13 protein-coding genes are annotated in these 12,573 nt (G+C 55.2%); 5 read left to right on the top strand and 8 right to left on the bottom strand.

Features of this window, described 5'->3' with window-relative positions; all coding sequences use genetic code 11:
* Positions 1 to 67 precede the first annotated feature (67 nt).
* Positions 68 to 433, bottom strand: coding sequence for a YbgS-like family protein (locus tag WH298_RS15645; RefSeq protein ID WP_180823274.1), 366 nt, complete (start codon positions 431 to 433; stop codon positions 68 to 70).
* Between the two features lie 300 nt (positions 434 to 733).
* Between WH298_RS15645 and aroG the strand changes: the two genes are divergently transcribed.
* Complete coding sequence (gene aroG / locus WH298_RS15650) at positions 734 to 1,786, top strand: 3-deoxy-7-phosphoheptulonate synthase AroG (protein WP_180823275.1); 1,053 nt, start codon at positions 734 to 736, stop codon at positions 1,784 to 1,786.
* Between the two features lie 61 nt (positions 1,787 to 1,847).
* Here the strand turns inward: aroG and gpmA are convergent, their stop codons facing one another.
* The 6 genes from gpmA to modE all read right to left on the bottom strand — a co-directional run bounded on the left by gpmA (position 1,848) and on the right by modE (position 8,650).
* Positions 1,848 to 2,600, bottom strand: coding sequence for a 2,3-diphosphoglycerate-dependent phosphoglycerate mutase (gpmA, locus tag WH298_RS15655; protein ID WP_008109047.1), 753 nt, complete (start codon positions 2,598 to 2,600; stop codon positions 1,848 to 1,850).
* 149 nt (positions 2,601 to 2,749) lie between these two features.
* Positions 2,750 to 3,784, bottom strand: coding sequence for a galactose-1-epimerase (galM, locus tag WH298_RS15660; protein ID WP_049850923.1), 1,035 nt, complete (start codon positions 3,782 to 3,784; stop codon positions 2,750 to 2,752).
* Positions 3,778 to 4,926 carry a galactokinase gene (galK, locus tag WH298_RS15665; RefSeq protein WP_180823276.1) on the bottom strand — a complete coding sequence of 383 codons (1,149 nt, stop codon included), beginning with the start codon at positions 4,924 to 4,926 and terminating at the stop codon, positions 3,778 to 3,780. Before galK ends, galM begins: the two co-directional genes overlap by 7 nt.
* Positions 4,927 to 5,970: a galactose-1-phosphate uridylyltransferase gene (gene galT / locus WH298_RS15670; protein ID WP_180823277.1), complete on the bottom strand. Its 1,044-nt coding sequence runs from the start codon at positions 5,968 to 5,970 to the stop codon at positions 4,927 to 4,929.
* 348 nt (positions 5,971 to 6,318) lie between these two features.
* Positions 6,319 to 7,791 carry a molybdate ABC transporter ATP-binding protein ModF gene (gene modF, locus WH298_RS15675; protein ID WP_180823278.1) on the bottom strand — a complete coding sequence of 491 codons (1,473 nt, stop codon included), beginning with the start codon at positions 7,789 to 7,791 and terminating at the stop codon, positions 6,319 to 6,321.
* A 76-nt stretch (positions 7,792 to 7,867) separates the two neighbouring features.
* Positions 7,868 to 8,650 carry a molybdenum-dependent transcriptional regulator gene (gene modE / locus WH298_RS15680; protein WP_007890617.1) on the bottom strand — a complete coding sequence of 261 codons (783 nt, stop codon included), beginning with the start codon at positions 8,648 to 8,650 and terminating at the stop codon, positions 7,868 to 7,870.
* Between the two features lie 118 nt (positions 8,651 to 8,768).
* On the opposite strand from modE, the gene WH298_RS15685 reads away from it, so the two are divergent.
* The 4 genes from WH298_RS15685 to modC all read left to right on the top strand — a co-directional run bounded on the left by WH298_RS15685 (position 8,769) and on the right by modC (position 11,575).
* Positions 8,769 to 8,927, top strand: coding sequence for an AcrZ family multidrug efflux pump-associated protein (locus WH298_RS15685; protein ID WP_007890616.1), 159 nt, complete (start codon positions 8,769 to 8,771; stop codon positions 8,925 to 8,927).
* A 127-nt stretch (positions 8,928 to 9,054) separates the two neighbouring features.
* Entirely contained in the window at positions 9,055 to 9,828 is a 774-nt protein-coding gene (gene modA / locus WH298_RS15690) for a molybdate ABC transporter substrate-binding protein (RefSeq protein ID WP_180823279.1), read from the top strand.
* Positions 9,825 to 10,517: a molybdate ABC transporter permease subunit gene (modB, locus tag WH298_RS15695; protein ID WP_007890614.1), complete on the top strand. Its 693-nt coding sequence runs from the start codon at positions 9,825 to 9,827 to the stop codon at positions 10,515 to 10,517. Before modA ends, modB begins: the two co-directional genes overlap by 4 nt.
* On the top strand, positions 10,517 to 11,575 hold the full coding sequence (gene modC / locus WH298_RS15700) for a molybdenum ABC transporter ATP-binding protein ModC (RefSeq protein WP_007890613.1): 1,059 nt from the start codon (positions 10,517 to 10,519) through the stop codon (positions 11,573 to 11,575). Before modB ends, modC begins: the two co-directional genes overlap by 1 nt.
* 56 nt (positions 11,576 to 11,631) lie before the next feature.
* Here modC and WH298_RS15705 read toward each other — a convergent pair whose 3' ends face one another.
* A complete protein-coding gene (locus WH298_RS15705) occupies positions 11,632 to 12,450 on the bottom strand; it encodes a pyridoxal phosphatase (RefSeq protein WP_007890612.1) in 819 nt (272 codons plus the stop codon).
* Positions 12,451 to 12,573: the final 123 nt, after the last annotated feature.

Here is a 12,573-nt window from a genome sequence, read left to right on the forward strand (position 1 = left end):
GGAAAAGGGCAGGGGGAAAAATAAAAGGGAGAGCCGAAGCTCTCCCTTATTTAAACTGCTGGTAACCTTATTGCGCGGTACCGTCAGTTTTATGTTTCACGTGGCCGCCACCTTCTTTAGTGTCGACTTTCTTATTCATATCCGGGCATTTGCCGTCTTTACACATGCTGTTTTTGTGAACCTGGCTGGCTGACATATTGCTTGAATCAGTGCCTGAGGTTGCCGCGCTATTAGTATTGGTGCTGCCACTGTTGATTTTGCTGTTATCAACGTTATTCGGTGGCAGGTTCTGTTTTGCATCGCCCGCTGCTGCGCCCGCTTCAGCTGCAGCATTAGCCGCGCCATTATTGTCTGAAGAGTTATCTGCAGCCATAACCGCACCGCTACCTAAAGTCATCGCTGCCGTCAGAAAGATAATTGCAAACTTATTCATCATTATGCTCCAGTAATTAATGGATAGTTGCCGTCAAACACCTGCTGGTGTTGTGTGACGAAAATAGCGTGCCGCGATGGAATAAAATTCCACCTTATACGCTTCGCTTAAATATTAAATTTTGCAAACACATCAATCCTTAGTGCTTACATTTAAAAAGCTTAGTGCATGGAAATATAAATGCAAATTTGAGATGTACATTTTAAGACGGGTACGTAATTTACACCCACCCTGTGAAGGGCTAAAGTGGGCGGGTTGCGCCCGACGGACGTTGGGCCAGAAATTTGAATGGAATGACGTATGGATTACCAGAACGACGATTTACGCATCAGAGAGATCAAAGAGTTACTTCCTCCTGTTGCCTTACTTGAAAAATTCCCCGCCACCGATAAAGCGGCTGAAACCGTAGCGCAGTCACGGCAGGCAATTCACCGCATCCTGCACGGCGAAGATGATCGTCTGCTGGTGGTGATTGGTCCTTGCTCAATTCACGATACCAAAGCGGCGAAAGAGTATGCCGCTCGTCTGCTGCCACTGCGTGATGAGCTGAAAGACGATCTTGAAGTGGTGATGCGCGTTTACTTTGAGAAACCGCGTACCACGGTGGGCTGGAAAGGGCTGATTAACGATCCCTTCATGGATGGCAGCTTCCAGATTAACGATGGTCTGCGTCTGGCACGTAAGCTGTTGGTGGATATCAATGATATCGGCTTGCCGGCGGCCGGTGAGTTCCTCGACATGATCACGCCACAATATATGGCCGATCTGATGAGCTGGGGCGCCATTGGCGCGCGCACTACTGAATCGCAGGTGCACCGTGAACTCTCCTCCGGTCTTTCCTGCCCGGTTGGTTTCAAAAATGGCACCGACGGTACCATTAAAGTGGCGATTGACGCGATTGGTGCAGCCAGCGCGCCTCATTGCTTCCTCTCGGTGACCAAATATGGCCACTCAGCGATTGTGGAAACCAGCGGTAACGAAGATTGCCATATCATCCTGCGCGGCGGTAAAGAGCCGAACTACAGTGCTGAGCATGTGGCAGCGGTGAAAACCGGTCTGGAGAAAGCGGGCCTGCGTCCGCAGGTGATGATCGACTTTAGCCACGCCAACAGCAGCAAGCAGTTCCAGCGTCAGATGGTGGTTGCCGATGACGTTGCGCAGCAGATTGCGGGCGGCGAGCAGGCGATTACCGGCGTGATGATTGAGAGCCATCTGGTGGAAGGTAACCAGAGCCTCGAAAGCGGCAAACCGCTGGTGTATGGCCAGAGCGTCACCGATGCCTGCATTGGCTGGGAAGACACGGAAAAAGCCCTGCGTCAGCTGGCGCAGGCGGTGAAACAGCGCCGCGGTTAATCGCGACATGCAATAAAAAAGGCCAGACTCGCGTCTGGCCTTTTTGCGTTTCAGCGTTCGCTTACTTGGCTTTACCCTGGTTTGCAACGGCTGCTGCTTTCGCAGCGATCTCGTCAGCATCACCCAGATAGTAACGTTTGAGCGGCTTGAAGTTTTCGTCGAACTCATACACCAACGGCACGCCAGTTGGGATGTTCAGTTCGAGGATTTCATCTTCGCTCAGGTTGTCGAGGTATTTAACCAGTGCGCGCAGTGAGTTACCGTGTGCGGCAACGATCACTTTCTCACCGCTCTTGATGCGCGGCAGAATGCTTTCGTTCCAGTAAGGGATTACACGTTCGATGGTCAGCGCCAGGCTTTCGGTGGTTGGCAGCTGTGCATCAGTCAGTGAGGCGTAACGCGGGTCGTGGCCTGGGAAACGCTCATCAGCGCGATCCAGTTCCGGTGGGGTGATGGCAAAGCCACGACGCCACTGTTTAACTTGCTCGTCACCGTATTTTGCTGCGGTTTCCGCTTTATCCAAACCTTGCAGCGCACCGTAGTGACGCTCGTTCAGACGCCAGGTTTTCTCAACCGGCAGCCAGGCCTGATCCAGCTCATCCAGCACGTTCCACAGGGTGTGGATAGCGCGCTTCAGCACGGAAGTGTAAGCGAAATCAAACACGAAACCTTCTTTCTTCAGCAGCTGACCGGCTGCTTTGGCTTCCGTGCGACCTTTGTCAGACAGGTCCACGTCGTACCATCCGGTGAAGCGGTTTTCCTGGTTCCACTGGCTTTCGCCGTGTCGCACCAGTACCAGCTTAGTTACGGCCATAGCTTTACTCCTTAATGCTCGATTTACGATTAGTATTGAAACCGGCTGCGGCCACCGAGAAGCGGCTCACTAATAGCGCCATACCATAGCGGAAAACAGCGCACTGCGTAAGCCTGTCGGCAGCGCAGTGCGCGTTTTTCATCCGGCGGCTAGTGCGACGTGAAGCGATAACGCGTCACGGACTGCCAGCTGTCGCCGGGTTGCAGCCAGCAATCGGGCTGCGGCCATTCCGTATGATTGGGCGAGTCCGGTAAAAATTCACTTTCAAGAGCAATGCCCTGGAAAGCAGTATAGCTGTCTTGCTCACGGGCGCGTGTTCCCGCCAGATAGTTACCGGTGTAGAACTGCAGCGCCGGCGCAGCGGTAAATACGCTCAACTCCAGCTTGCCATCGGCAGACCACAAATGGGCGGCGGGCTGGCTGCTGTCGCCAGCGGTGTTGAGTAAAAAGGCATGGTCATAGCCCTTCACCGCTTTTTGATCGTCATCAGCAAGGAACTCATCGGCAACGCACTTCGGCTGGCGGAAATCAAAACTGTTTCCCGCCACCTCTTTCAGCGGCGCGTTGGGGATGCCCTCGCTATCCACCGGCAAGTAACGATCGGCGTGCAGTTGTAAGCGATGCTGGCGCGCATCACCATGATGCGCATCAAGATTGAAGTAAGCATGGTTGGTCAGATTGACCGGGCAGGGCTTATCCGTCTTCGCTTCATAACGAATCGACAGGCAATTATCATCATCAAGCTGATAGATCACGTCAGCAATCAAATTGCCGGGATAACCCTGATCGCCATCGGGCGAATCAAGGCGATAGTGCACCTCGGTTTCGCTCTGGCTGAGAATCTGCCAGCGACGCTTATCAAATCCTTCTGGTCCGCCATGCAGCTGATGCGCGCCCTGGTTAGCGGCCAGCAGCAGATTGAGCGGCTTGAGTTCTGCCGAGGCAATACGGTTAGCGTAGCGGCCAATGGTGGCCCCAAGATAGGCATCCTGATGCAGATAATCTGATGGCGTCGCGCAGCCGAGCAGCGCTTCACGCACGCTGTGATCGCGCATCGGTACGCGCGCCGACAGCCAGGTCGCCCCCCAATCCATGAAGGTTGCGACCATGCCGTTGCGATTGCGCAGCACAGTGATGCGCCATGGCTGCCCGTCTGGCGCGTGTGAATTGATATCACTTACCATTGGCCAGCTCCTGCGGACGCTTTGCACACGTAGAAGGTCTCTTTAATGCCGGTTTGCGCTTCATATTTTTCGGCCACTACCGCTTTCACGGCATCGACCAGATCGATCGGCATCAGCGCCACGATGCAGCCACCGAAACCACCGCCGGTCATGCGCACGCCGCCGCGCGGACCGAGCTCGGCTTTGACAATCTCAACCAACTGATCGATTTGCGGTACAGTGATTTCAAAATCATCACGCATTGAAGCGTGGGATTCAGCCATCAGTTCGCCCATGCGCTTCAGATCGCCCGCGCTCAACGCATCCGCCGCTTCCAGCGTGCGCGCATTTTCCGTAATGACGTGACGCACGCGCTTCACTACTAACGCATCCAGCTCACCTTCGGAGGCGGCAAACTCTTCCAGCGTGACGTCACGCAACGCGGGTTTGTTGAAGAAGCGGGCACCGGTTTCACACTGTTCGCGACGCGTATTGTATTCGCTGCCCACCAGGGTGCGCTTGAAGTTGGAGTTGATAATCACTACCGCGACATCTTCCGGCATCGATACCGCACGCGTGCCGAGTGTGCGGCAATCCAGCAGCATGGCGTGGTCAGGTTGGCCAAGTGCCGAAATCAGCTGATCCATGATGCCGCAGTTGCAGCCAACAAACTGGTTCTCGGCTTCCTGACCGTTCACCGCAATGGCGGCGCCGTCCAGCTTCAAGGCATACAGTTGCTGGAAAACCGTGCCTACCGCGACTTCCAGAGATGCGGATGAACTCAAGCCTGCGCCCTGTGGCACGTTGCCGCTGATCACCATATCCACGCCGCCAAAGCTGGCATCGCGTTTCTGCAGATGTTTCACCACGCCGCGCACGTAGTTGGCCCACATCGGCTCTTTCAACGGCTCAATGGGCGCGTCCAGCGAGAAACTGTCTTGCTGATTGTCGTAGTCGACCGCAATCACGCGCACTTCGCGGTCATCGCGTTTGGCGCAGGCAATCACCGTTTGGTAATCGATGGCGCAGGGGAGCACGAAACCATCGTTATAGTCAGTGTGTTCGCCGATCAGATTCACGCGGCCCGGCGCCTGAATGCTGTGCGTAGGTTGATAGCCGAAGGTGTCAGCGAAAACCTGTTGAGTAATGGATTTTAAAGACATTTATTGCGCCTCGCGGAAATGGACATCGCTGACAGAACGCAGACGTTCAGCTGCCTGTTCCGCCGTTAAATCACGTTGGGTTTCAGCCAGCATTTCATAGCCAACCATAAATTTGCGTACCGTGGCTGAACGCAGCAGCGGCGGATAGAAATGGGCATGCAACTGCCAATGGTCGTTGGCTTCACCATTGAACGGTGCGCCGTGCCAGCCCATCGAATAAGGGAAGGAGCACTGGAACAGATTGTCGTAGCGGCTGGTCAACTGCTTGAGTGCCAGCGCCAGATCGGTGCGCTGCGGCTCGGTGAGATCGGTAATGCGTTTTACGTGGGCTTTTGGCAGCAGCAGCGTTTCAAACGGCCACGCGGCCCACCACGGTACTACCGCTAACCAGTGCTCAGTTTCTACCACCGTGCGGCTGCCATCCTTCAGCTCGCGCGCCGTGTAATCTACCAACAGCGGTGAGCCTTTTTCATCAAAGTAACGTCGCTGATTGTCATCTTCTTTTTGCGCTTCGTTTGGCAGGAAACTGTTGGCCCAAATCTGGCCGTGCGGATGGGGATTCGAACAGCCCATCGCCGCACCTTTGTTTTCGAACACCTGCACCCAAGGATAGTGTTGGCCGAGGTCGGCGGTCTGTTCCTGCCAGGTACGGACAATATCTTCCAGTCCGCTCAGCGGCAGTTCTGGCAGCGTTTTGCTGTGATCCGGCGAGAAGCAGATTACGCGACTGGTGCCGCGCGCACTTTCGCAGCGCATCAACACATCTTCGCTCTGCGGCGCGTCGGGGGTATTGGTCATCAGCGCGGCAAAATCATTGGTGAACACGTAAGTGCTTTTATAGTTGGGATTGATGTCACCGGTGATGCGGGTGTTTCCGGCACAAAGGAAGCAGTCGGGATCGTGTGCCGGTAACTGCTCCAGTGCCGGCGTTTCTTGCGCACCTTGCCACGGACGCTTAGCGCGATGAGGTGAGACCAGCACCCATTGATCGATCAATGGGTTATAGCGGCGATGGGGATGATCGACCGGATTAAATTTTTCCATGATGAGTCCTGGTAAACGGCAAACAGATAAACAAGGTTTTGATCAAAGTAGCACAAAGACCCGCGTGAAAGCGTGATCCAGTCTGGATAAATGGTATCGTTTACACAAGGTGACGATTCTCATTTTGTGGGGTTGTTGCGTGTGATTGTTGATTTACCAGGCAATGAAATGGTAGCGATTACATTGCCTTTATACTTCGGGCTGCAGCTGCGTTGGCTGCGCATGTGCGCCCCAGTCACTTACTTCAGTAAGCTCCTGGGGACTTACCTGCTTGCCGCCTTGCTGCAGCGCGAATTATTTTGGCAATGGCAAAGCAATTAGACGCCCGATAAAAGCGTCAGAAGGGAATTAACGTAGTGTTTCCTGCAGGAAACCGTAACCTTGCTCTTGCGCGACAAAACTCAGGCGATGAGTGATGCACTGCGGAGCATCTTCGGCGTGATGTGACACAAATAATAGCTGCGTGCGGCCTTCGCCAATCAGCACATCGACAAAACGGCGCACCAGCTGGCGGTTAATCGGATCCAGCCCTTGCAGCGGTTCATCGAGGATCAGCAGCGTCGGGTGTTTTACCAGCGCACGCGCAATTAGCACCAGCCGCTGTTGTCCCCACGACAAACTGTGGAATGGCGCATCGGCCAGCTGATTATCCATCCCGAGCAGGGCCAGCCACTGGCGTGCCAGCGCTTTTTGCCGATCTGACACCGCCTGATACAGGCCAATGGAATCAAAGAAACCCGAGAGCACCACGGTGCGCACATTGCAGCTGACACGATAATCAAGATGCAGGCTACTGCTGACGTAACCGATGTGCTGCTTGATATCCCAAATGGTTTCACCGCTGCCACGGCGGATGCCAAACAGCGTCAAATCATTGCTGTAGCCTTGCGGATGATCGCCAGTGACTAAACTGAGCAGGGTGGATTTGCCCGCGCCGTTCGGCCCAGTAATCTGCCAATGTTCGCCAGGATTTACCTGCCAGCTCAGGCCATTAATCACCGCTTTATCGTTGTAGGACACCACCCCGTTACGCAGAGTCACGCGCGGCGCATCCTCAGCTAATTGTGGCAGTTGATCAGGTTGATCCGCTTCCGGCAGCGCCATGCCAGCCAGCTGCTCACTGTGCGCCAGCTGTGCCACCAGCGCTTCGGCCAGCACGGCACGACGTTCGCCCACATGCGTCAGCGTGCATTCGGCCAGCACCCCCACTTTTTCGACGAAATCAGGAATATCGTCGAAGCGATTTAGCACCAGCACCACGCTGTAACCGTTGCGGTGCAAATCGTTGAGGGTGGTTGCCAGGCTGGCGCGCGACGCCACATCCAGTCCATCAAAAGGCTCATCAAGAATGAGCAGATCGGGCTGCGCCATCAGCGCCTGACACAGCAGCGTTTTGCGCGTCTCGCCAGTGGAGAGATATTTGAAGCGGCGATCGAGCAGATAAGTGATACCAAACTGCTGCGCCAGTGCCTGACAGCGCGTCTCGTCTTTCACCTCGTCCTGAATGATTTGCGCCGCAGTGCGGCCCGTATCATCTTCGCCTTCACTGAGCATATCGGTGTTATTGCGTTCCCACTCATCGCTGACCAGCTGCTGGAGCTGCTCCAGCGAAAGGCGCGTACGGCGCTGAAAATTCTGCTGCACGCTGCCTTTACCGGGCAGCAGCTCGCCGGAGAGCGCGCGCGCCAACGACGATTTGCCGCTGCCATTGGCGCCGACAAAAGCCCAGCTTTCGCCGCTGTTAAGGGTTAAATCGTTGAGTGACAGTGCTCGGGTGGCGCTAAGGTGAAATATGCCTTGCGAAATTTGCAATGAAGCCATGATGTATTCCGTTTTATGCATCGTGTTGCTCAGTTTTAGCCAGCGATGCAGGTGAAGTCAAATCATGGCGGAGATTTCAGAGCAGTGTGGCGATGATGGCGTGTTCAGCATTAAAACTGGCGGTGACGCTGGCGCCAGGCTGCAGATTCTGCTGTTTAACCTCATCGTTAGTGACGGTGGCGCACAGCGTTTCGCCGCTTGGCAGGGCCATCAAGACTTCACTGACCTGCTCGCCGGGTTCGATGGCACTAATCTGCGCGGCCAGCTGGTTATCGCTGCTGCCTGCCGTGCTGCTAACCTGAATCCACGGCGCTTTAATTAACACCAGCACCTCTTTACCGCTGTCGAGCTGCAAACGTTCGGCGCTGCGCTCGGTGATCGCCACCTGTAAACGTGTGGTGCCGTCGGCGAGCAGTACCTCAATGTGCTGCTGCACCTGTTGATGGTCGCTGGCTAGCACCGTGCCAAACAGCTGGTTGCGTGCGCTGGTTTGCAGCGAAAAGCGCGCAATCGCCGCTAACAGGCTATCGAGCGGTAAACTGTCGCTTTGCAACGCGTCAAAGGCTTTCTGCTGAATCTGTTCCATCAGTTGGAAAAGCTGAATCAGCCGCTCACCATACTGCGTCAACTGCGCGCCGCCGCCGCCTTTGCCACCGGTGGCGCGATCAACTAAAGTTTGATCGGCCATCTGATTCATCTCGTTGATCGCGTCCCAGGCACTTTTGTAGCTGATGCCCGCCAGCTTTGCGCCCTGGCTAATGGAGCCGGTTTGCTGCACGCGTTTCAGCAGCTCAATACGGCGCGGATCGGCAAACAGCTTCTGTTGAAGACGAATATGAAGAGAAAGTTCTGCCTGCATGTCAGCTCCTTAGGTTAATCCGCTCAGTTTACTTCTTAAAAGTAAAAGCACGAAAAGGGCAGTGCGTTTTTTTCTCTAACCGTTACAATCACTTTTTTATTTTCTGCGTGAGGTTTCCATGCTGGAACTGTTAAAAAGCCTGGCTGTGGCTATCATCATGGTGCCGATTGTGATGGCGATTATGCTCGGTCTGATTTACGGCCTGGGTGAAGTTTTCAACGTCATCTCTAAATTTGGCCGCCGCGACGATCGTCCCGCCAACAGCTCGCAACACTGATTTCCCAACGCCCGCACCCTGCGGGCGTTTTGTTATTAACTTCCGTAAAATCCTGCCGATAACTATCTCATGACGCATTTGTGCCGACGTTGTATTATCAAATATATAACGTAACAAGGAGCAACAAATGCAAAAAAATCATTACCGTTTGGCTGCAGTCACTGTACTGACGCTTTCTCTGGCCGGTCAGGCGGTTGCTGCGGAAAAAATCACCGTGTTCGCGGCCGCGTCACTGACGAATGCGTTGCAGGAGATCGCCACGCAGTATCAGAAGAAAACCGGCGTTGAAGTGGTCTCTTCATTTGCCTCTTCATCGGTGCTGGCGCGTCAGATTGATCAGGGTGCGCCTGCCGATCTGTTCATCTCCGCCGACCAGCAGTGGATGGACGATGTGGTGGCAAAAAACAGCGTGGTCACCAATACGCGCTATACACTGCTTGGCAACGATTTAGTGCTGATTGCCCCAAAAAGTGATGCAGCCAAAGTGGTGACCGTTGATAGTAAAACCGACTGGAAAAGGCTGTTGAAAGGCGAGCGACTGGCGGTGGGCGATCCCGATCACGTACCGGCCGGGATTTATGCCAAAGAAGCATTACAAAAACTGGGTGCGTGGAACGCTTTATCCCCGCAGCTGGCGCCGGCCAATAACGTGCGTGCCGCGCTGGCGTTGGTAGAGCGTAATGAAACGCCTTACGGCATTGTCTATGGTTCGGATGCGGTTGCTAGTCAGAAAGTGCAGGTAGTGGGACGTTTCCCGGAAGATAGCCACAAGCCGGTGGAATATCCGATGGCGATCGTCAAAGAAAATCAGAACGCAACGGTAACCGCCTTCTATAACTATTTGCAGGGGCCGGATGCCGCTGCCGTATTTAAACAGTATGGATTTACGCCGAAGAAATGATATTGAGCGATCCCGAATGGCAGGCCGTGTTTCTCAGCCTGAAAGTGTCCTGTGTAGCGGTGCTGTGCAGCTTGCCGTTTGGCATCATGATGGCCTGGATTCTGGCGCGCTGCCGGTTTCCGGGCAAAACTTTGCTGGATAGCCTTGTTCATCTGCCCTTGGTGCTGCCGCCGGTAGTGGTGGGCTATCTGCTGCTGATCGCCTTAGGCCGACGCGGTTTCATCGGCGAATGGTTGTATGACTGGTTCGGCTTCACTCTCGCTTTCAGCTGGCGCGGCGCAGTCGTCGCGTCGGCGGTGATGGCCTTTCCCTTGATGGTGCGAGCAATTCGCCTCGCGCTGGAAGCGGTCGATAGCAAGCTGGAGCAGGCGGCACGCACGCTCGGTGCCGGGCGCTGGCGCGTGTTCTTCACCATCACCATTCCGCTCACCTTGCCGGGTATCATTGTCGGTACGGTGCTGGCTTTTGCTCGCTCGCTGGGCGAATTTGGCGCCACAATCACCTTTGTTTCCAACATTCCCGGCGAAACGCGCACCATTCCGTCGGCGATGTTTACCTTGATCGAAACGCCAGGCGCCGAAGGCACCGCTGCGCGACTGTGTGCGGTGGCCATTGCGTTGGCGCTGATGTCGCTGGTGGCTTCTGAGCTGCTGGCGCGCTGGGGCCGTAAGCGGCTGGGAGCGGCGTAATGCTACATCTGCACATTTCTCAGCAGTTGGGTGATCACCTGCTCGACGTTAACGTCAATATTCCCGCTAGCGGTATCACCGCCATTTTTGGTGTGTCGGGCGCGGGGAAGACCTCGTTGATTAACGCGATTGGTGGATTGACCCAGCCGCAAAGCGGGCGCATTGAATTGAACGATCGTTTGCTGTTTGATTCAGCATCGCGCGTGAATTTGCCGCCGGAAAAGCGTCGCATCGGCTACGTATTTCAGGATGCGCGGCTGTTCCCGCACTATCGCGTACGCGGCAATCTGCAATACGGCATGGCACCATCGATGAAGTCACAGTTCAACGCGCTGGTGGCGCTGCTCGGCCTAGAATCGCTGTTAACGCGCTATCCGGCATCGCTGTCGGGCGGCGAAAAACAGCGCGTGGCGATTGGCCGCGCCTTACTCACTGCGCCCGATATTTTGCTGATGGACGAACCGCTGGCGTCGCTGGATCTGCCGCGCAAACGTGAACTGATGCCCTATCTGCAAAAGCTGGCGAAGCAGGTCGATATTCCGATTATGTACGTGTCGCACAGCCTCGATGAAATCCTGCAGCTGGCGGATAACGTACTGGTGCTGGATGCGGGCCAGGTGAAAGCCTTTGGCTCGCTGGAGAAGGTATGGAGCAGCACGGCAATGCGCCCCTGGCTGCCGCTTGCCGAGCGCACCAGCGTGCTGCGCGTGCAGGTGCTGGAACAGCATCCGGATTACCCGATGACGGCGCTGTCGCTGGGCGATCAGCATATTTGGGTCAGTCGCGTGAACCAGCCGCTGAAAACACCGCTGCGCATTCGTATCGCTTCAGCCGACGTTTCGCTGGCGCTGCAGCCGCCGCACAATACCTCGATCCGCAATATTTTGCCGGCGCAGGTTGTCGAGCTGCTGGAGATTGACGATCAGGTGGAAGTAAAACTGCGCATCGGCATTAGCGAGTTGTGGGCGCGCATTTCGCCGTGGGCGCGGGATGAGCTGGGCATCCGGCCCGATCAGTGGCTGTATGCGCAGATTAAGAGTGTGTCGATTGCGGCATGATTTATTGCACGGTTTGATAAACACCGCGCAATAAATTGCGCCGCTACATCCTACGGTTACAGGATTTCCTGGTTTATCACTTCGGCGATGCCCGGCTCCAGATTGGTGCCAATCACCTTTTTAGCGCGTGCTTTGATGGCGTCATCGGCATTGCCCATCGCCACACCTAATCCTACCTGTTCCAGCATGCTGAGATCGTTGTAGTTGTCGCCAAATGCCAGCACGTCTTGCATGCTGAAGCCCTGACTTTCCACCCACTGCGCCAGACGCTTGCCTTTGCTGTTGCCGCCTTTGGCGATATCCACCTGATCATGCCACGACCACTCACAGGCCAGCCCCAATTCCGCTTCGGTGCGCTCGGCAAACTGCTGCAGCGCACGCGTATCCGGATGCGACAGCGCGAATTTCCAGATCGACGTGGCTTCCATTGCGGCCTGCGCCAGACTGGGCACCTGCAGAAACAGCGGACGCTGCGCTTCCGGCAGCGATTGCGCCCAGTTTAGCGTTCGCGTTACATGACCTGTTGGCGTCTGATACAGCATCGCATCATCAACATACAGCAGACCATGAATGTTCTCTTCATCCAGCATCTCAATCACACGGGCGGCTTTGTTTTTCTCAAGCGGATCGGCAGCCAGCACCTTTTTCGCCGGATAATCATACAAATAGGTGCCATTACAGCAGATCGCGGGTGTATCGAGCTTAAGTGCCTGATAAAAAGGGTGGATGGCGCAGTGGTGGCGACCGGTAACGATCAACACTTTCACGCCCGCCTGTTGTGCGCGGGCCAGCGCTTCGATGGATTCAGGCAGAATGGTTTTATTCGGGGTCAGCAGGGTGCCGTCGAGGTCAAGGGCGATTACGCGGTAGCTCATTACACTTTCCGTCCGGGAGTTGGCAAAGCATTGAGTCTACACCCGGCAGCGGCCCTGAGACAAAAAACAGGGCACAAATGAATCCAGCGCGACAAAATGAAACGCGCTACAGTTATCCCTTTC

Origin of the sequence: Pantoea nemavictus (genome assembly GCF_037479095.1) — a bacterium.
GTDB classification, from domain to species: Bacteria; Pseudomonadota; Gammaproteobacteria; order Enterobacterales; family Enterobacteriaceae; genus Pantoea; species Pantoea nemavictus.

Coding starts and splice junctions, on each gene's coding strand:
- WH298_RS15645 (WP_180823274.1), bottom strand. CDS start 433: ATGAATAAGTTTGCAATTATCTTTCTGACGGCAGCGATGACTTTAGGT.
- aroG (WP_180823275.1), top strand. CDS start 734: ATGGATTACCAGAACGACGATTTACGCATCAGAGAGATCAAAGAGTTA.
- gpmA (WP_008109047.1), bottom strand. CDS start 2,600: ATGGCCGTAACTAAGCTGGTACTGGTGCGACACGGCGAAAGCCAGTGG.
- galM (WP_049850923.1), bottom strand. CDS start 3,784: ATGGTAAGTGATATCAATTCACACGCGCCAGACGGGCAGCCATGGCGC.
- galK (WP_180823276.1), bottom strand. CDS start 4,926: ATGTCTTTAAAATCCATTACTCAACAGGTTTTCGCTGACACCTTCGGC.
- galT (WP_180823277.1), bottom strand. CDS start 5,970: ATGGAAAAATTTAATCCGGTCGATCATCCCCATCGCCGCTATAACCCA.
- modF (WP_180823278.1), bottom strand. CDS start 7,791: ATGGCTTCATTGCAAATTTCGCAAGGCATATTTCACCTTAGCGCCACC.
- modE (WP_007890617.1), bottom strand. CDS start 8,650: ATGCAGGCAGAACTTTCTCTTCATATTCGTCTTCAACAGAAGCTGTTT.
- WH298_RS15685 (WP_007890616.1), top strand. CDS start 8,769: ATGCTGGAACTGTTAAAAAGCCTGGCTGTGGCTATCATCATGGTGCCG.
- modA (WP_180823279.1), top strand. CDS start 9,055: ATGCAAAAAAATCATTACCGTTTGGCTGCAGTCACTGTACTGACGCTT.
- modB (WP_007890614.1), top strand. CDS start 9,825: ATGATATTGAGCGATCCCGAATGGCAGGCCGTGTTTCTCAGCCTGAAA.
- modC (WP_007890613.1), top strand. CDS start 10,517: ATGCTACATCTGCACATTTCTCAGCAGTTGGGTGATCACCTGCTCGAC.
- WH298_RS15705 (WP_007890612.1), bottom strand. CDS start 12,450: ATGAGCTACCGCGTAATCGCCCTTGACCTCGACGGCACCCTGCTGACC.